Source organism: Streptomyces sp. NPDC003379 (genome assembly GCF_053589195.1).
This window is the reverse complement of sequence record NZ_JBSFRK010000041.1, coordinates 36,107-54,243: the sequence shown is the minus strand read 5'-3', so window position 1 is coordinate 54,243 and position 18,137 is coordinate 36,107. Positions and strand designations below refer to the sequence as shown.

The following is an 18,137-nucleotide window of genomic DNA, read 5'->3' as shown; positions in this document are numbered from 1 at the left end:
GGAGGTGCCCATGTGCGGTCTGAGCGGTGAGGTCCGCTTCGACGACCGGCGGCCCGACGTGGCCGCGGTGGAGCGCATGACGGACCGGATGGCGGCCCGTGGGCCCGATGGGCGGGGCATCTGGTCGCAGGGCCCTGTGGCGCTCGGCCACCGGCGACTGAAGATCATCGACCTGTCCGAGCGGGGCGCGCAGCCCATGGCGGACACCGGGGCCCGGCTGACCGGTGTCTTCAACGGTTGCGTATACAACTACCGGGAGCTGCGGGCGGAGCTGCACGCGCTCGGGCACCGGTTCTTCTCCACCTCGGACACCGAGGTGGTGCTGAAGGCGTACCAGGAGTGGGGCACGGACTGCGTCGACCACTTCATGGGCATGTTCGCGTTCGCCCTCGTGGAGAACGACACCGGACGTGTCGTACTCGCCCGTGACCGGCTCGGCATCAAGCCGCTGTATCTGTCGCACGGACCCGGTCGGCTGCGGTTCGCCTCGACGCTGCCCGCCCTGCTCGCGGGCGGCGGCGTCGACACGTCCCTTGACCCCGTCGCACTGCACCAGTACCTGAGCTGGCACGCCACGGTGGCCGCCCCGCGGACCGTGCTCAACGGAGTGCGCAAGCTGCCGCCCGCGACCGTGCGTGTGATCGAGCCGGACGGCTCCTACCGCGACCGTTGCTACTGGCAGCCGTCGTACACGCGCCGCGCGGAGTACGCGGACATGGGCGCGGCGGACTGGCGCGACGCGGTCCTCGACGCGCTGCGGACGGCGGTGCGCCGCCGCATGGTCGCCGATGTGCCGGTCGGCGTGCTGCTCTCGGGCGGCCTCGACTCGTCGCTGATCGTGGCCCTGCTGGCCGAGGAGGGCCAGCAGGGCCTCGCGACGTTCAGTGTGGGCTTCGAGTCGGAGGGCGGCGAGGAGGGCGACGAGTTCGCGTACTCGGATCTGATCGCCCGCGTCCACGAGACCGACCACCATCAGCTGATGGTGCCGTCGGACCGGGTGTCGACCGCCCTGGACCGGGCGGTCGCGGCCATGAGTGAGCCGATGATCAGCCATGACGTGGTCGCGTTCCATCTTTTGTCGGAGCAGGTCTCCAAGGAGCTGAGCGTCGTCCAGAGCGGCCAGGGCGCCGACGAGGTGTTCGCCGGCTACCGCTGGTATCCGCAGATGGCCGCCGTCGAGCGCGAGCGGGAGCCGGAGACGTACGCGGAGGTCTACTTCGACCGCCCGCACTCCGACTTCGCCCGCGTCCTCCAGCCGCACCTGCTCACCGGCCGCGACGAGTCGGGCCGGTTCGTCCGTGAGCACATGGCCGTGCCCGGGGCCGAGACCGCGCTCGACGCGGCGCTGCGGCTCGACACGCACGTGATGCTCGTCGACGACCCGGTCAAGCGCGTGGACAACATGACCATGGACTGGGGCCTGGAGGCCCGCACCCCCTTCCTCGACCACGAGCTGGTGGAGCTGGCCGCGGCCTGCCCGCCGGAGCTGAAGGTGGCGCAGGGCGGCAAGGGCGTCCTGAAGGACGCGGGCCGCAAGCTGCTGCCCCGGGAGATCGTCGACCGGCCCAAGGGCTACTTCCCGGTTCCGGCGATCCGCCACATGGCGGGGCCGGTCCTCGAACGGGTGCGTACGGCGCTCTGTGCCCCCGAGGCCAGGGCGCGCGGCGTCTTCCGTGACGAGTACGTCGCCGAACTCCTCGCCGCCCCCGACGACCACCGTACGAAGCGCGGGGCGAACGCCCTGTGGCACGTAGCGTTGCTGGAGATATGGCTGCAGACACACGGGATCAACTGACCGTATCCACGTCGGCGGCGCCCGTGCCGGTGCCGCTGGCCGACGCGGCGGGCCTGCGGGACACGCCTCAGCCGCTGGTCTCGCACGGCTGCTGGTATCCGTCCGTGGACCCCACGGGCGAGCACGTGGCGTTCATCTGCGACCGGACGGGCGTCCCGCAGCTGTGGACCGGGCCGGTGGACGGTGCGGAGGTCCACCTGCTCGACGCGGACCCCGACCCGGTCACGGAGGTGGCCTGGTCCCCCGAGGGGCGGTGGATCGCCTACACGGTCGCCCCGGGCGGCGGCGAGCACACGCGGGTGCTGTGCGTACGCCCGGACGGCACCGGCCGCCGGATCGTGGCGGGCGCGGACTCCGGCAGCTCGGCGTACCTGGGCTGCTGGACGCGCGACGGCTCGGCGGTGGCGGTGACGGTGGCCGAACCGCCGCCCACGAGCCGGGCGGAACGCGACGGTCAGGCCACACTGCTCGGCGCCCCGGGCGGTCCTGAGGGAGCGCTGGACCGGCTCGGCGCGTATCTGGTCGACCCCGAAGGGGTCCGGACGCCCGTGCTCGTCGCCGCCGAGTCGGGGGCCGCGACGCTGCGGGTCTGCGACATCAGCGAGGACGAGCGGTTCGCTCTGGTGCGCCGGGGGCCGCGGGGGCGGCGGGAGGCCATGGTGGTGCGCACCGCCGACCTCGGGACCGGTTCCGTGCTGCGGGTGGCGGACGGGGACCCGTGGATCGGCCGGTTCTCGCCGGACGGCCGCACCCTGTGGCTGCGCAGCGACCACGAGCGCGAGTTCGCCGCCCTGCTGGCGGCCGGTCTCGACGACGACGGCGGGCGCCTCGGCGTGTCGGTGGTGGCCGAGCGCGAGGGCAGCGACCTGGAACTCCTCGCCTTCGCCGAGGACGGCCGCACGGCCGCCGTCGCGTGGAACGTGCGGGGCGCCAGTGAGCTGCAGACGCTGGGCCTCCCTGCGGGCGGGGCCGTGGTCGGCGGCGCGGTCACCGGGACCACGCCGCCACGCGACGTACCGCTGCCGCACGAGGTGGTCACGCGGATCACCAGGGCCGGGCCGGGCGGGATGGTGCTGGCCGTGTCCGGTTCGCAGCGCCGCCCCGGAGTGTGGTGGGTGCCCCCGGGCGCACCGTCGGCGCGTACGCCGTGGTCGTCCCGGGACGAGGACGCCGTACCGTCGGGCAGGCCGCCCGTACGGCCCGTCCCGCTGCGGCCGGTCGCCCGCGACGGGCTGCCCCTCGGCGGCTGGTACTACCGGGCGCCGGACCGCGCGGCCGGCCGGCCTGCGCCGTGCGTGATCCATCTGCACGGCGGCCCGGAGGAGCAGGAGCGGCCCGTGTTCGACCCGCTGTACCACGAGCTGCTCGGCCGGGGCCTGGACGTCTTCGCGCCCGATGTCCGCGGCTCGTCCGGGTGGGGGCGGTCGTTCGTGGACGCCGACCTCGGCACCGGGCGGTTCGCGGCGATCGACGATGTCGCCGACTGCGCGGCCCACGCGATCCTGAGCGGGCGCGCCGATCCGACGCGGCTCGCCGTGATGGGACGCTCGTACGGCGGATACCTGACGCTGGCGTCCCTCGTGTGGCATCCGGAGCTGTTCCGTACGGGTGTGGCGGTGTGCGGGATGTCCGACTTCGGAACTTTCTTCGCGGGGACCGAGCCGTGGATCGCGGAGTCCGCGGCGCACAAGTACGGCCATCCGGTGCGCGACCGGGAGCTGCTGCGTGCCCTCTCCCCCATGAGCCGCGTCGACGAGCTGCGCGTACCGCTCCTCGCGGTGCACGGCGAGCACGACACCAACGTGCCGCCCGGTGAGTCCGGGCAGGTGGTGCGTGCCGCGCGGGAGCGGGGACTGGCGGCCGAGCTGCTGACGCTCCACGACGAGGGCCACGAGTTCCGCCGGGCGGACAACCGGCGGCTGTTCCGCCGTACCGCCGCCGACTGGCTGGAGCGTCACCTGAGCGGCTGAGGGCCGCCGGGCGGCCGGGCGCGCCCGGCGGGCGGGCTGCCACAAGAACCGCCATCATGTCCGATTTATCCCGACCTTCGCCGGGTACCCGGTAGGACATGATCACTATTGGGGTCGAGGAAGAGTACGTGCTGCTCGATCCGGACACGTGCCTGCCGGTGCCGCTCGGGGACCAAGTGCGGGGAGCGGCCGGACTGGGGCCGATCGTCGAGGACACCGAGGTCCAGTCGGAGCTGCTGCAGGCCCAGGTGGAGGTCGCAACCCCGGTCTGCGGCGACCTGGAGGAGGTCGGCGGGCACCTGCTGCGGCTGCGGCACGCGCTCGGCGCGGCGGCGGAGCGCAGCGGCTGCCGCATCGCCGCCTGCGGGACGTTCCCCTATCGGACGGCGGCACCCGTACCGGTGACCCGCAAGGCCCGCTATCTGGCGATGCGCTCCCAGGCCCCGCAGCTCGTGGCCGAGCAACTCGTCAACGGCATGCATGTGCACGCGGCCGTGCCGGACCAGGAGATGGGCGTCGCCGTCCTGAACCGTATCCGCGTCTGGCTGCCGGTCCTGGTCGCCATGTCCGCGAACTCGCCCCTGTGGGACGGCGACGACACCGGCTTCGCGAGCTGGCGCACGGTCGTCTTCGGCCGCTGGCCGGTGAGCGGGCCACCGCCCCGCTTCGCCTCGCTCGCCGACCACGAGAGCCGCGTCCGGTCACTCCTGGACACCGGCATCATCACCGACACCGGCCAGCTGTACTGGCAGGCCCGCCTCTCCGACCGCTACCCCACGGTCGAGGTGCGCTGCGCGGACGTGCAGCTGCGCGCCGACTCGGCGGTCATGTTCGCGGGGATCGTCCGCGCTCTGGTCGCCTCCGCCATACGTGACGAGAAGGCGGGCGCCCCGGTCCCGGAGTGCACGCCAGAACTGCTGCTCGCGTGCAACTGGCACGCCGCGCGGCACGGACTGAGCGGCACGCTCATCGACCCCACCGGCCAGGCCCGCCGGGCGGGCGACGTGCTGTGCATGCTGCTCGACCACCTCACGCCGGCCCTGGACGAGGCGGGGGACACCCGCGAGGTGACCTCGCTCGTGCACCGGCTGCTCCAGGAGGGCACCCCGGCCGACCGCCAACGGCGCGCGCTGGCCGAGCACGGCCTGCCCGGCTTCGTGGAGCTGATCACCGGGGAGACGGTCGCCCCCTGACGCCTGTCCGCCCACAGCATGCGTCCGTCCCGCCGCTGTACCGCGCGGCGGGACGGACGGTCCGGCTCAGTCGGTGTTCTCCGAGCGTTCGCCTTTGGGGCCGCGCCCTCGTTCGGTGCGCGGGCCCCGGCTCTGCCAGTCGGGGTCCTCCTGGAGCGCCTCGTTGGCGGCCCGGTTGGCGTCCTGGTCGGAGACTCCCGACCGCTCGGCGTCCTTGCGCAGCCGTGCGCGGCGGGTGTCGTACTTCTTGCTTCCTGGTTCGGGCATGACCATCACCTCGCGGCCCGGGCTGTCCGCTCCGGGCTACTCGTTGTCGAATACGACTTTCTGGACCTTGTCCGGCCCGTCGAACTGGTCCGTGGAGGCGTTGGTGAGCTTCTCGACGAGTGAGTCGTCGGCGCCGTTGTCCTTGGCCAGGCTGACCAGGTCGTCGCGGCTCGCGGGGTACTGGGCGCCCTTGAGCGCCTTCTGCAGGTCGATCGGGCTGATGCTCGCCATGGGTCGTCGTCTCCTTGCCTGTGCTGCCTCGGTGGTCGGACGGATCCATCGTGTCCACAGTCGGTGCGGCGGCGCATGTCGGGACGTATGCGAAGGGCCGATCCGGGTTACCCAGGCCGATACGCACGTGAAGGGACAGGAGTGAGGAGCTTCCCGTGAACGGACAGACCCGGCGCGGACAGGCCCGGCGTGGACAGACCTGGCGGCGGGCCCTGGTGACCGGCGGCGCCGGATTCGTGGGGTCCCATCTCTGCGGTCGGCTGCTCGACGGCGGCTGCGAGGTCGTCTGCCTCGACAACCTGGTCACCGGCGCCCACGACAACGTGGCCGAGCTGCGCCGGCGCGAGGGCTTCCGCTTCGTCCGCGGCGATGCCACCGATCCCGCGGCCTGGCGGGCGCTGCCCGACCGCTTCGACGCGGTGCTGCACTTCGCCTGCCCGGCCTCCCCCGCCGACTATCTTCGGCTCCCGCTGGAGACCCTGGACGTCGGCAGCAACGGCACCCGCCTCGCGCTGGAGCGGGCCCGCGCCGACGGCGCCCGCTTCGTCCTCGCCTCCACGTCGGAGGTGTACGGCGATCCGCTGGAGCACCCGCAGCGCGAGACGTACTGGGGCAACGTCAATCCGGTCGGGCCGCGCAGCGTCTACGACGAGTCCAAGCGCTTCGCCGAGGCCCTGGTCACCGCGCACAGCCGCGTGCACGGCACCGACGCGGCCATCGTCCGCATCTTCAACACCTACGGCCCGCGCATGCGCACCGGTGACGGCCGCGCCGTGCCCACCTTCATCGCGCAGGCCCTGGACGGCACGCCGCTGACCGTGGCCGGCGACGGCAGCCAGACGCGCTCGCTGTGCTACGTCGACGACACCGTCGACGGTGTCCTGGCCCTGGCCGCCTCCGGCGAGCCAGGGCCGGTCAACATCGGCGGCGGCGAGGAGATCACCATGGTCGACCTCGCCCACCGCGTCGTCGACCTCACCGGCTCCGCCTCACACGTCCGGTTCATCGAACGCCCGGTCGACGACCCGGGGCGCCGCCGCCCCGACACCCGGCTGGCCCGTGAGGGCCTCGGCTGGCAGCCACAGGTGGACTGGACCGAGGGCCTGAAGCGGACGATTGGCTGGTTCACCCGGTCGATGGCGGCCTGAGCCGCTCCGGCCGGGGCGGACGCCGCCCCGGGTTGCTGTCGGGGGAGTTGTCTCCAAGTGTTTGAGACAGCCTCAGCGCGGGACCCGCGAGACCAGAATGACCCGTTACGTCGCCCGGGACGGAGTACGCCCCCCATGCGCATCCTTGGAATCAACGCCCTCTTCCACGACCCGGCCGCCGCCCTCGTCGTGGACGGGCGCACGCTCGCCGCCGCCGAGGAAGAGAGGTTCAGCCGCCGCAAGCACGGCAAGCGACCCGTGCCGTTCTCCGCGTGGGAGGTGCCGGAGCTGTCCGCCCGCTGGTGTCTGGAGCACGCCGGTATCCGGCCCGGCGAGCTGGACGCGGTCACGTACTCGTACGACCCCCGGCTCGCCCGGCCCGCCGCCGACATGGGCCTGGACGACCCCTGGGACCCGTTGCGCCAGGACTACGCCCGCCGCGCCCCCGAGTTCCTCGCCGAGGCCCTGCCCGGACTCGACCCCGACCAGGTCGTCTTCGTCCCGCACCACGTGGCGCACGCCGCCTCCGCCGGACGCGCCGCCCCACACCCCGACAGCGCGGTCCTCGTCCTGGACGGCCGCGGCGAGTGCGCCTCCCACCTGGCCGGCCGCTACGACGGCGGCAAGCTCGACACGCTCTTCAGCCAGCCGCTGCCCGACTCGCTCGGCCTCCTCTACGAGGATCTGACGCAGCATCTCGGCTTCCTGCGCAGCAGCGACGAGTACAAGGTGATGGCGCTCGCCTCCTACGGCAAGCCGCGCTTCCTGCCTCAGCTGCGCCAGTACGTCCACGCCACCGGCGACGGCGGCTTCCGCGCCCACGGCGTCGACTGGGCCGCCCTCGCCCCGGCCCGCGGCAAGGACGAGCCGTGGACCCGGGAACACGCCGACCTGGCCGCGAGCACCCAGGCCGTCCTGGAGGAAGTCCTCCTGGAACTCGTGCACTGGCTGCACCGCGAGGCCGGCGGCGAGGCCATCGCCCTGGCCGGTGGCGTCGCCCTGAACTGCGTCGCCAACAGCAAGATCGCGGCGCGGGGCCCGTACCGGCACGTATGGGTGCAGCCCGCCGCCGGGGACGCGGGGACCGCGCTCGGCGGCGCGCTGCACCTGGCGGAGAACCCGGAGCCGATGCCCGGCGCCGACCTCGGGCGCGGCTGGAGCGACCAGGAGATCCGCGCCTGGCTGGAGGAGGCCGGCGTGCCCTACGAGGAGCCGGCCGACATCGCCGAGACGGTCGCCGACGAGCTGGCCGGGGACGGTGTCGTCGCCTGGTTCCAGGGGCGCAGCGAGTACGGGCCGCGCGCGCTGGGCCACCGCTCCCTGCTGGCCCATCCGGGCCGCGCGGAGAACCTGGAGCGGCTCAACCGGGTCAAGGGCCGTGAGGAGTTCCGGCCGGTCGCGCCCATGGTCCTCGCCGAGCGCGCCCACCAGCTGTTCAGCGGGCCGCTGCCGAGTCCGTACATGCTCTTCGTGCACGACGTGGCCCCGCAGTGGCGCGACCGCGTCCCGGCGGTCGTGCATGTCGACGGCACCGCCCGCGTCCAGACCGTCGAGGCCCGCCAGGAGCCGCTCGTGGCGCGCATGCTGAGCGCCTTCGAGCACCGCACCGGGCTGCCCGTGGTCGTCAACACCAGCCTGAACACCGCCGGGCGGCCCATGGTCGACGATCCACGCGACGCCCTGGAGTGCTTCGGCTCCGCTCCCGTGGACCTGCTCGCCATCGGTCCCTTCGCGGTGCGTCGGGGCGCGATGTACGGGAGGGCCTGACGTATGACCGCTTACGCCGTAGTGATCCCGACGCTCGTGCGCGACACGCTCGCCGACTGCCTCGCCGCGCTCGCCGCCGCGACCGGGCCGGAGCCCGAGGAGATCGTCCTCGTCGACGACCGGCCCGATACCGAGCCGGACCCGGCGGCGCTGGAGCACCCGCTGAGCGTCCTCGGCGACCTGCGCGAACGCACCCTGGTGATCCACAGCGGCGGGCGCGGGCCCGCCGCCGCCCGCAACACCGGGTTGCGGGCCACCACCACGCCCTGGATCGCCTTCCTCGACGACGACGTGCAGGTCGGCCCGCACTGGTGCGACCAGCTCGTCCAGGACCTGGCGGCGGCCGGGCCCGACACCGGCGGCGTGCAGGGCGTCATCGCGGTGCCGCTGCCCGGCGAGCGCCGCCCCACCGACTGGGAGCGCGGCACCGCCGGCCTCGCGCAGGCGCGCTGGATCACCGCCGACATGGCCTTCCGTGCCGAGGCGCTGAAGCAGGTCGGCGGCTTCGACGAGCGCTTCCCGCGCGCCTTCCGCGAGGACGCCGACCTGGCCCTGCGCGTCCTGGACGCCGGGTGGGGCATCCGGCAGGGGCGGCGCACCACCCGGCATCCGGTGCGGCCCGCCGACCGCTGGGTGTCGCTGCGCGCGCAGCGGGGCAACGCCGATGACGCCCTCATGCGGCGTCTGCACGGGCCCGACTGGTGGCAGCGGGCCTTCGCCCCGCGCGGGCGGCTGCGCGGCCATCTGGCGATCACGGCGGCGGGGCTCGCCGCCGCTGCCCTCGCCGTGACCGGGCGCCGCCGGGCCGCCACGGCTGCCGCGCTGGGCTGGGCCGCGGGCACGGGTGAGTTCGCGTGGGCGCGCATCGCGCCGGGGCCGCGGACCCGGCAGGAGGTCGACACGATGCTCGCCACCAGTGTGCTGATCCCGCCCGCCGCCACCTGGCACTGGCTCAGCGGCCGGTGGCGCCATCGCGGCGCCGCTCCCTGGCGGGAGGTGGCGCCGTGAACGCGATCGACGTGGTGCTGTTCGACCGCGACGGCACGCTCGTGGAGGACGTGCCCTACAACGGCGACCCCGACCTGGTGCGGCCCGTGCCCGGCGCCGGCGAGGCCCTCGCCCTGCTGCGCGCCCGCGGCATCGGCACGGGCGTCGTCACCAACCAGTCCGGCGTCGCGCGGGGCCTCATCTCCACCGCGGACGTCCGCCGCGTCCATGAGCGGCTCGACGAGTTGATGGGCCCCTTCGACGTGTGGGCGGTGTGCCCGCACGGCCCCGAGGACGGCTGCGGCTGCCGCAAGCCGCGGCCCGGCATGATCCTCATGGCCGCGGAGCGGCTGCGCACCCCGCCGGAGCGGATCGCCGTGATCGGCGACATCGGCGCCGACGTCGAGGCCGCCCGCCGGGCCGGGGCCCTCGGCATCCTCGTGCCCAACGCGCAGACGCGGCCCGAGGAGGTCACGGCCGCCGAGCACGTGGCGGCCGACCTGCTGTCCGCCGTGCGCGCGGTGCTCGATGGGCCGCCCCTCAAGGGCGTACTCACCGACGAGCGCGTACTCACTGACGAGCCCGTCGTCCAGGACGCCGGTGGGAGGGTGCCATGAGGGCTCTCGTCACCCGCCTGGACAGCTTCGGCGACGTGCTGCTCGCCGGGCCCGCGATCCGCGCCGTCGCCGCCCGCGCCGACCACGTCACCGTGTTGTGCGGGCCGCTCGGCGCCCCCGCCGCGCGCCTGCTGCCGGGCGTCGACGACATCCTCGTATGGGACGCGCCCTGGGTCGGCTTCTCCCCGCCGCCCGTCGGCCGCGGAGAGGTCGAGCAGCTCGTCGACACGATCGACGCCGACACGGCGCTGATCCTCACGTCCTTCCATCAATCGCCGCTGCCGACCGCCCTGTTGCTGCGGCTGGCCGGTGTGGAGCACATCGCGGCGGACAGCGTGGACCACCCCGGCTCGCTGCTCGACGTACGCCACCGGCGCGCCCCGCACGCCCATGAGGCCGAGGCCGCTCTCGATCTGGCCGAGGCCGCCGGGTTCCCGCGACCGGACGACGGGCGGCTGCGAGTGGTGGTGCCGCCCGTCACCACTGGTGTCACCGGCCCGGGGCCGTACGTCGTGGTGCACCCCGGAGCCAGCGTCCCCGCCCGCGCCTGGAGCGCGGAACGGTGCGCCGAAGCCGTACGGGAACTGACGGCGGCCGGGCACCGGATCGTGGTGACCGGCGGACCGGGGGAACGCGAGCTGACCGCGGCCGTCGCCGGTGAGCACGGCCTCGACCTCGGCGGGCGCACCGGCGCCGCGGAACTCTCCGGGGTGCTCGCCGGGGCGGGGGCCGTCGTCACGGGGAACACCGGGCCCGCCCATCTCGCCGCCGCCGTCGGCACGCCCGTCGTCTCCCTGTTCGCCCCCGTCGTACCGGCCGAGCGCTGGCGGCCCTACGGCGTCCCGTACGTCCTGCTCGGCGACCAGGACGCGCCCTGCGCGGACAGCCGCGCCCGGCACTGTCCGGTGCCCGGCCACCCGTGCCTGGAGTCGGTGACCGCGCACGACGTCGTGGCCGCCGTGGAGAAGGTGTTGGTTGCTCGATGAGGATTCTGATCTGGCACGTGCACGGCTCGTGGACCACGGCGTTCGTCCAGGGCCCGCACACCTACGTCGTCCCGGTCACCCCGGACCGCGGGCCCGACGGCCTCGGCCGCGCCCGCACCTTCGACTGGCCGGATTCCGTACTCGAACTCCCGCCGGAAGAGCTGCGGGACGCCGGTATCGACGTAGTGATCCTGCAACGCCCGCACGAGTACGCCCTCGCGCAGGAGTGGCTGGGCCGCCGCCCGCCCATGGTGTACCTGGAGCACAACGCCCCGGACGGCGACGTGCCGAACACTCGGCATCCGGCATCCGACCTGCCCGGCGTCCCACTCGTGCACGTCACGCACTTCAACCGTCTGATGTGGGACGCCGGGAGCACCGCGACCAGCGTCATCGAGCACGGCATCGTCGATCCAGGGCCGCTGTGGACCGGCGAGATCCCGCATGCGGCCGTCGTCACGAACGAGCCGATCCGGCGCGGTCGCACGACGGGCACCGACCTGCTGCCCGCCTTCGCGCGGGCCGCTCCCCTGGACGTCTTCGGCATGAGGACCGACGGGCTCGCCGACCACCTCGGCCTGCCGCCCGAGCGCTGCCGTACGCACGAACTCGTCCAGCGCGAGCTGCACACGGAGATGGCCAGGCGCCGCCTCTACCTCCACCCGGTCCGCTGGACCTCCCTCGGCCTGTCGCTCCTGGAGGCGATGCACCTCGGCATGCCCGTGGTCGCCCTCGCCACCACCGAGGTGACCGAGGCCGTGCCACCGGGCGCCGGGGTGGTCTCCACCCGCGTCGATGTCCTGGCCGACGCCGTCCACGACTTCATCGCCGACCCGCAGTACGCCCGTACGGTCGGCGACGAGGCACGCGCGGCGGCGCTCGACCGGTACGGGCTGTCCCGCTTCCTGGACGACTGGGAGCGGCTGTTGAAGGAGGTGACCCGATGAGGATCACCGGTGAGCCGATGAGGATCGCCATGGTGTCCGAACACGCGAGCCCGCTCGCCGCGCTCGGCGGTGTCGACGCGGGTGGCCAGAACGTGTACGTCGCCCGCCTCAGCGAGGAGCTGGCGCGCCGCGGACACGACGTCACCGTCTACACGCGGCGCGATTCCACCGACCTGCCCGACCGTGTGCCGCTGCCCGGCGGCGCCGTCGTCGAGCACGTCACGGCCGGACCTCCCGAGACCGTCCCCAAGGACGCGCTGTTCGAGCACATGCCCGCTTTTGGAGCCCACCTGGCCCATGCCTGGCGCGACGAGCGACCCGATGTGGCGCACGCGCACTTCTGGATGTCCGGCATGGCGTCCCGGCTCGGCGCGCACCCGTACGGCATTCCGGTCGTCCAGACCTTCCACGCCCTCGGCACGGTCAAGCGGCGCCACCAGGGCCGGGACGACACCAGCCCGGCCGAGCGCCTCGGCATCGAGCGACAGCTCGGCCGCACCTGCGCGCGGACCCTCGCCACCTGCTCCGACGAGGTGCGGGAACTCGCCGCCATGGGCGTGCACCGCCAGGCGGTGTCCGTGGTCCCGTGCGGGGTCGACGTCGACTGCTTCCACCCCGGGGCAAAGGACGCCGGCACTCCCGCGCGCGAGCGGCGGCACCGTCTCCTTGCCTGCGGCCGGCTCGTGCCCCGCAAGGGCTACGACCAGGCGATCCGCGCCCTCGCCCGGATCCCGGACACGGAACTGCTCATCGCCGGCGGCCCGGCCGCAGGCGTGCTGGACAGCGACCCGGAGGCCGCACGGCTGCGCGAAGTCGCCGAGAAGGAAGGCGTGGCCGACCGGGTGCGGCTGCTCGGCGCGGTCGGCCCGCGCCGGATGCCGGCGCTCATCGGCAGCGCCGACCTGGTCCTGTGCACACCGTCGTACGAACCCTTCGGCATCGTCCCGCTGGAGGCCATGGCCTGCGGGACACCCGTCGTGGCCACGGACGTCGGTGGCCACCGGGACACCGTCGCCGACGGGTGCACCGGACGGCGCGTGCCGCCGGGTGACGCGCCGGCGATCGCCGACGCCGTCCGTGACCTGATCGGGGACGAGCGGAGGCTTCGCCGCTTCGGCGAGGCGGGACGCGAACGCGTGCTGGCCCGTTTCACCTGGCAGCGCGTCGCGGACGGAGTGGAACAGGTCTACCGGCAGACCGTCCGGGGCCGCCGAGAACTGCGTACGGAGGTCGCCTGATGAGCACCCACGCCGAATCGTCCGTCACCGCGCACTGCGACGAACACGTCGACGCCATGGCCCGGTTCCGCGACCGGGCCCACCTCACCGAGCGGTGGGGCGAGCGGCTCGCGACCGTCCTCGGCGGTGGCGGCCGACTGCTGGCCGCGGGCAACGGCGGCAGCGCCGCGCAGGCCCAGCACCTGACCGCCGAGCTCGTCGGCCGCTACCGCGACGACCGGCCGCCGTTCTCGGCGATCGCCCTGCACGCCGACACGTCGAGCACGACCGCCATCGCCAACGACTACGGCGTCGACGAGCTCTTCGCCCGCCAGGTGCGCGCCCACGGCCGCGCCGGTGATGTGCTGATGCTGCTGTCCACCAGCGGCGCGAGCGCCAACCTGCTGTCGGCCGCCGACGCCGGGCGCGCCGCGGGCATGACCGTGTGGGCGCTGACCGGGCCCTCACCGAACCCGCTTGAGGCGGGCAGCGACGAGGCGCTGTGCGTGCCGGGCACCTCCACGGCGACCGTCCAGGAACTCCACCTGGTGGCGGTGCACATGGTGTGCGCGGCGTTCGACGCGGCGGTGGAGAGGGGGGCGGCATGAGCGGCTCCAGGACACCGTTGCTGGTGGTCGGCGACGCGCTGCTCGACCGTGATGTGAGCGGCACCGCGGACCGGCTCGCCCCCGACGCGCCCGTGCCGGTCGTCGCCGAGCACGGGCGGCGGGCGCGGCCGGGCGGCGCCGCCCTCGCGGCCCGCCTCGCGGCCGACGACGGCCGGGACGTCACGCTGATCACCGGAGTGGGCGACGACCCGGCGAGCGAGGAGCTGCACCGGCTGCTGGACGGCCGGGTGAAGGTGATCGGCCTGCCGCTGACCGGCGCGCTGCCGGAGAAGACCCGGGTGCTCGCGCAGGGCCGTCCGGTGCTCCGCGTCGACCGCGGTGACGGCCGCGTCCACGAGGCCACCGACGAGGCCCGCGAGGCGGTCCGCTCGGCCCCGGCAGCCCTGGTCGCCGACTACGGCCGCGGCGCGGCCGACGCCCTGCGGGACGTGCTGGCCGAACGTCCCCCTGTCGTCTGGGACCCGCATCCGCGCGGCGGGGCACCGGTGCCGGGGACGCGGCTTGCGACCCCGGCGCGGTCGGAGGCACGTACGTTCGCAGCGGCGGCCGACGAGCGGGGAGGCCGCGATGCGCCGGAGGGCGACGTGCGCGGCGGGGCGCCGGCGCCGGGGACGCGGCTCGTGACTCCGACGCGGTCGGAGGCACGTACGTTCGCAGCGGCGGCCGACGAGCGGGGAGGCCGCGATACGCCGGAGGGCGACGTGCGCGGTGAGGCGCCGGTGCCCGGGACGCGGTCGGAGGCACGTACGTTCGCGGCGGCGGCCGACGAGCGGGGCGGGTTCGATGTGCCGGAGGGCGACTTGCGCGGTGCCGCCCGCGATGCCGCCGCGCTCGTACGGCGATGGGAGGCGGCCTCCGTCTCGGTGACCATGGGTGCGCGGGGCGCCCTGCTGTCGTACGGCGACCATCCCCTGTTCATCCCCGCGCCCGCCGCGTACCACGGTGACCCGTGCGGTGCGGGTGACCGGTTCGCCGCCACGGCGGCGGGTCTGCTGGCCGACGGCGCGCTCGTCGGTGAGGCGGTGGAAGGTGCCGTGGCCGCCGCGAGCGCGTTCGTCGCCGAGGGCGGCGCGGGTGGGGTGACCTCCGGTCCACCGGAGGCGCGCTCCCGGCCGCCGTCCGCTTCCGCCGACGAGGGCGCCGAGGACGCGGCTCCCGACCCGCATGCCGTCATCGCCCGGGTGCGGGCCGCCGGTGGCACCGTCGTCGCCGCGGGCGGCTGCTTCGACCTGCTGCACGCCGGGCACGTCCGTCTGCTCCAGACGGCCCGCCGGATCGGCGACTGCCTGATCGTCTGCGCGAACTCCGACGCGTCCGTGCGGCGCCGCAAGGGCGAGGACCGGCCCGTCAACCCGCTCGTCGACCGGGCCCGCGTACTGCTCGCCCTGGGCTGCGTCGACGCGGTGGCCGTCTTCGACGAGGACACCCCGGAGCGGCTCCTGACGGAACTGCGCCCCGACGTATGGGTCAAGGGCGGCGACTACTCGGGCGCGGAACTCCCCGAGGCGACGCTGCTGGAGGAGTGGGGCGGCCAGGCGGTACTCCTGCCGTACCTGGACGGCCGCTCCTCGACCTCGCTGCTCGCGCGGGCCGCGAGTGCCCGGCCTTGGGCCACCGGGGCCACCGGGGCCGAGCGTACGAACGCCCGTGCGGAGGACGTCCGATGACCCGACCCCGGCTGCTCGTCCTGCGTGCCCTCGGGCTCGGTGATCTCCTCGCCGGTGTGCCGGCGCTGCGCGCCCTGCGCCGGGGGCTGCCCGAGCACGAGCTGGTGCTGGCCGCCCCCGCCGAGCTGGCTCCCGTCGCCGCGGCGACCGGCGTCGTGGACCGGCTGCTGCCCGCCTCCGCCCCCGGCCGCGCCGTACCGGACCACCTCGACTGGACGGGCGCCCCGCCCGACATCGCCGTCGACCTGCACGGCAACGGACCGCCCAGCCACCGTCTGCTCCAGACGCTCGGCCCGCGGCGCCTGTTCGCGTTCGCCCACCAGGAGACCCCGGAGATCGAGGGGCCCCCGTGGTGGGCGGAGGAACACGAACGGGACCGCTGGTGCCGCTTCCTGGAGTTCTACGGCATCCCCGCCGACCCCACCGACCTGCGGCTGCACCGCCCATCGGCCCCCTCCCCCGCGCCGGGCGCCGTCGTGCTGCACCCGGGCGCCGGCGCCCCCTCCCGCTGCTGGCCCGTCGACCGCTACGCCGCCGTCGCCACCGCCCTGCGCGAGCGCGGCCACCGCGTCGTGGTCACCGGAGGGCCGGGCGAGGACGACCTCGTGGCCCGGCTGACCAAGCGGGCCCAGCTGCCCGACACCGACACCTTCGCCGGCGGCCCGCCCTTCGAACGGCTCTCCGCGCTGGTCGCGGGCGCCCGCGCCGTCGTCAGCGGCGACACCGGCATCGCGCACCTCGCCGTGGCCTACGCGACCCCGTCGGTCACCCTGTTCGGCCCGGTCCCGCCGAGCCGCTGGGGCCCACCGGCCGACCCGCGCCACCGCGCGCTGTGGCACCCCGGCCCGGACGGCGACCCGCACGCCCGCGACACCGACCCGGCACTGCTGCGCATCGCCACCGATGACGTACTGCAAGCCCTCGACCAACTCCCCCACGCCTCATGAACCCCACACCCGACACAGGCGTCGTGATCGCCACCCGCAACCGCGCGGACAGCCTGTGCCGCACCCTGCGGCACCTGCTCGACCTGCCCGAACGGCCCGAGATCCTCGTCGTCGACAACGCCTCGAAGGACGACACCCGGGCCCGGCTCGCCCGCGACTTCCCCCAGGTCCAGGTGGTGGCGATGCCGCACAACCGGGGCGCTCTCGCCCGCACCGACGGAGTGCGCGCCCTGCGCACCCCGTACGTGGCGTTCAGCGACGACGACTCCTGGTGGGCGCCCGGGGCCCTGGAGCACGCGGCCAAGCTGATGGACACGCATCCCCGGCTCGGCCTGGTCTCCGCCCGCACCCTGGTGGGCTCCGCCGAGGAACCCGACCCGCTCAACGACGTCCTCGCCACGTCCCCGCTCGGCCCGGCGCACGACCTGCCGGGCACTCAGGTCCTCGGCTTCCTCGCCTGCGCCTCCGTCGTCCGCCGCAGCGCCTACCTGGAGGTCGGCGGCTTCCATCCCCTGCTGTTCTTCGGCGGCGAGGAGACCCTGCTCGCCTACGATCTCGCCGCGCGCGGGTGGGGCGTCACCCACTGTCCGGACGTGGTCGCCCACCACCATCCCGACCCGGCGCCGCGCGGCGGCCGCCCGGCCAGGATGCGCCGCAACGAACTCCTCACCCTGTGGCTGCGCCGCCCCCTGCCGCACGCCCTGGCCCGCACCGGCCGGCTGGCGGCCGACGCCCGCCGCGACCCGGCCGCCCGGCAGGCCCTGCGCCAGGCCCTCGCGCGCCTCCCGGCGGCCCTGCGTGCCCGCCGCCCCCTCCCCCCACACCTTGAGCAAGCCGCCTGCACGCTGGACGGAGCACAGCCATGACCGACCCGCGCACCACCGTCGTCGTCATCACCCACAACCGCCGCCCCGAGTTGCTCCGCACCCTGGACCGACTGGCCGAACTCCCCGAAGAGCCAGAGGTGATCGTCGTCGACAACGCCTCCACCGACGGCACCGCGGACGCCGTCGCCCGCACGCACCCGTGGGTGCGGCTGCTGTGCCCCGGCCGCAATCTCGGCGCCATCGGCCGCAACCTCGCGGTCCGCGAGATCCGTACGCCGTACGTGGCGTTCTGCGACGACGACTCATGGTGGGCGCCCGGCTCGCTGTCGGGCGCGGCCGACCTCCTCGACCGGCACCCCGCTGTCGCCACCGTCACGGCCCGCATCCTGGTCGAACCGGAGGGCACCGAGGACCCGATCGTCGAGGAGCTGCGCCATTCGCCCGTGCCGGGGCCGGAGTGGCTGCCGGGCCCCGCGCTGGGCTCCTTCCTGGCCGCGGCGACCGTGCTGCGCACCGACGCCTTCCGCGCCGCGGGCGGCTTCAACCCGCGGCTGTGGCTGGGCGGCGAGGAGGAGTTGCTCGCCGCCGACCTGGCGGCGGACGGTTGGTGGCTGACGTACGCGGACCACCTGACGATCCATCATTACCCTTCCCGCGTACGGGACTCCACGCTCCGCCGGGCACACGGCATCCGCAACACGCTGTGGTTCACCTGGCTGCGGCGCCCGGCGCGCCCCGCACTGCGCCGCACCCTTCACCTGGCCCGCACGGTCCCGCGCGACACCGTGTCCCTGCGGGCCTTCGCGCAAGCCGCGGCCGCCCTGCCGTGGGTACTGCGCGAGCGCCGTGTGCTGCCGACGGAGGCCGAGGCGCGTTTGCGGGTCCTGGAAGAGGCACAGCGGCAGTCGTCGGCCCGCCGCTACGTGGGCTGAAGCGGACCGG

17 protein-coding genes are annotated in these 18,137 nt (G+C 74.7%); 15 read left to right on the top strand and 2 right to left on the bottom strand.

Translation table 11 applies throughout. The annotated features are described in order from the left end of the window. Positions 1 to 10: 10 nt before the first annotated feature. The 3 genes from ACWDVB_RS31355 to ACWDVB_RS31345 all read left to right on the top strand — a co-directional run bounded on the left by ACWDVB_RS31355 (position 11) and on the right by ACWDVB_RS31345 (position 4,958). Positions 11 to 1,795 carry an N-acetylglutaminylglutamine amidotransferase gene (locus tag ACWDVB_RS31355; RefSeq protein ID WP_451519208.1) on the top strand — a complete coding sequence of 595 codons (1,785 nt, stop codon included), beginning with the start codon at positions 11 to 13 and terminating at the stop codon, positions 1,793 to 1,795. Continuing rightward, positions 1,768 to 3,765 (top strand): S9 family peptidase, encoded by a 1,998-nt coding sequence (locus tag ACWDVB_RS31350; RefSeq protein WP_451519209.1) that lies wholly within the window; start codon positions 1,768 to 1,770, stop codon positions 3,763 to 3,765. The genes ACWDVB_RS31355 and ACWDVB_RS31350 overlap by 28 nt, the downstream gene beginning before the upstream one ends. 98 nt (positions 3,766 to 3,863) lie before the next feature. Beyond that, positions 3,864 to 4,958, top strand: coding sequence for a carboxylate-amine ligase (locus ACWDVB_RS31345; protein WP_451519210.1), 1,095 nt, complete (start codon positions 3,864 to 3,866; stop codon positions 4,956 to 4,958). A 66-nt stretch (positions 4,959 to 5,024) separates the two neighbouring features. On the opposite strand, the gene ACWDVB_RS31340 is transcribed toward ACWDVB_RS31345, so the two are convergent. Together ACWDVB_RS31340 and ACWDVB_RS31335 are read right to left on the bottom strand one after the other, a co-directional pair. Further along, the gene (locus tag ACWDVB_RS31340) at positions 5,025 to 5,225 is read right to left on the bottom strand and encodes a hypothetical protein (RefSeq protein WP_451519211.1); all 201 of its coding nucleotides are present in this window, start codon (positions 5,223 to 5,225) and stop codon (positions 5,025 to 5,027) included. 36 nt (positions 5,226 to 5,261) lie between these two features. Then, complete coding sequence (locus ACWDVB_RS31335; RefSeq protein ID WP_451519212.1) at positions 5,262 to 5,456, bottom strand: DUF2795 domain-containing protein; 195 nt, start codon at positions 5,454 to 5,456, stop codon at positions 5,262 to 5,264. A 155-nt stretch (positions 5,457 to 5,611) separates the two neighbouring features. Here ACWDVB_RS31335 and ACWDVB_RS31330 point away from each other — a divergent pair, with 155 nt between their 5' ends. The 12 genes from ACWDVB_RS31330 to ACWDVB_RS31275 all read left to right on the top strand — a co-directional run bounded on the left by ACWDVB_RS31330 (position 5,612) and on the right by ACWDVB_RS31275 (position 18,127). Continuing rightward, positions 5,612 to 6,604 carry an NAD-dependent epimerase/dehydratase family protein gene (locus ACWDVB_RS31330; RefSeq protein ID WP_451519213.1) on the top strand — a complete coding sequence of 331 codons (993 nt, stop codon included), beginning with the start codon at positions 5,612 to 5,614 and terminating at the stop codon, positions 6,602 to 6,604. Between the two features lie 135 nt (positions 6,605 to 6,739). Next, on the top strand, positions 6,740 to 8,371 hold the full coding sequence (locus ACWDVB_RS31325; RefSeq protein ID WP_451519214.1) for a carbamoyltransferase family protein: 1,632 nt from the start codon (positions 6,740 to 6,742) through the stop codon (positions 8,369 to 8,371). A gap of 3 nt (positions 8,372 to 8,374) precedes the next feature. Next, positions 8,375 to 9,379, top strand: coding sequence for a glycosyltransferase family 2 protein (locus tag ACWDVB_RS31320; protein WP_451519215.1), 1,005 nt, complete (start codon positions 8,375 to 8,377; stop codon positions 9,377 to 9,379). Continuing rightward, positions 9,376 to 9,975, top strand: a complete 600-nt coding sequence (locus ACWDVB_RS31315; RefSeq protein WP_451519216.1) for a D-glycero-alpha-D-manno-heptose-1,7-bisphosphate 7-phosphatase — start codon at positions 9,376 to 9,378, stop codon at positions 9,973 to 9,975. Before ACWDVB_RS31320 ends, ACWDVB_RS31315 begins: the two co-directional genes overlap by 4 nt. Next, positions 9,972 to 10,961 carry a glycosyltransferase family 9 protein gene (locus ACWDVB_RS31310; protein ID WP_451519217.1) on the top strand — a complete coding sequence of 330 codons (990 nt, stop codon included), beginning with the start codon at positions 9,972 to 9,974 and terminating at the stop codon, positions 10,959 to 10,961. Before ACWDVB_RS31315 ends, ACWDVB_RS31310 begins: the two co-directional genes overlap by 4 nt. Further along, a complete protein-coding gene (locus ACWDVB_RS31305) occupies positions 10,958 to 11,908 on the top strand; it encodes a glycosyltransferase (RefSeq protein WP_451519218.1) in 951 nt (316 codons plus the stop codon). The genes ACWDVB_RS31310 and ACWDVB_RS31305 overlap by 4 nt, the downstream gene beginning before the upstream one ends. A gap of 17 nt (positions 11,909 to 11,925) precedes the next feature. Further along, the gene (locus ACWDVB_RS31300) at positions 11,926 to 13,146 is read left to right on the top strand and encodes a glycosyltransferase (protein WP_451519238.1); all 1,221 of its coding nucleotides are present in this window, start codon (positions 11,926 to 11,928) and stop codon (positions 13,144 to 13,146) included. Then, positions 13,146 to 13,733, top strand: coding sequence for a D-sedoheptulose-7-phosphate isomerase (locus ACWDVB_RS31295; RefSeq protein ID WP_451519219.1), 588 nt, complete (start codon positions 13,146 to 13,148; stop codon positions 13,731 to 13,733). The genes ACWDVB_RS31300 and ACWDVB_RS31295 overlap by 1 nt, the downstream gene beginning before the upstream one ends. Then, positions 13,730 to 15,421, top strand: coding sequence for a D-glycero-beta-D-manno-heptose 1-phosphate adenylyltransferase (gene rfaE2, locus ACWDVB_RS31290; protein ID WP_451519220.1), 1,692 nt, complete (start codon positions 13,730 to 13,732; stop codon positions 15,419 to 15,421). The genes ACWDVB_RS31295 and rfaE2 overlap by 4 nt, the downstream gene beginning before the upstream one ends. Next, positions 15,418 to 16,368, top strand: a complete 951-nt coding sequence (locus ACWDVB_RS31285) for a glycosyltransferase family 9 protein (RefSeq protein WP_451519221.1) — start codon at positions 15,418 to 15,420, stop codon at positions 16,366 to 16,368. Before rfaE2 ends, ACWDVB_RS31285 begins: the two co-directional genes overlap by 4 nt. Then, positions 16,365 to 17,234: a glycosyltransferase family 2 protein gene (locus tag ACWDVB_RS31280; RefSeq protein ID WP_451519222.1), complete on the top strand. Its 870-nt coding sequence runs from the start codon at positions 16,365 to 16,367 to the stop codon at positions 17,232 to 17,234. The genes ACWDVB_RS31285 and ACWDVB_RS31280 overlap by 4 nt, the downstream gene beginning before the upstream one ends. Then, entirely contained in the window at positions 17,231 to 18,127 is an 897-nt protein-coding gene (locus ACWDVB_RS31275; RefSeq protein WP_451519223.1) for a glycosyltransferase family 2 protein, read from the top strand. The genes ACWDVB_RS31280 and ACWDVB_RS31275 overlap by 4 nt, the downstream gene beginning before the upstream one ends. Positions 18,128 to 18,137 lie beyond the last annotated feature (10 nt).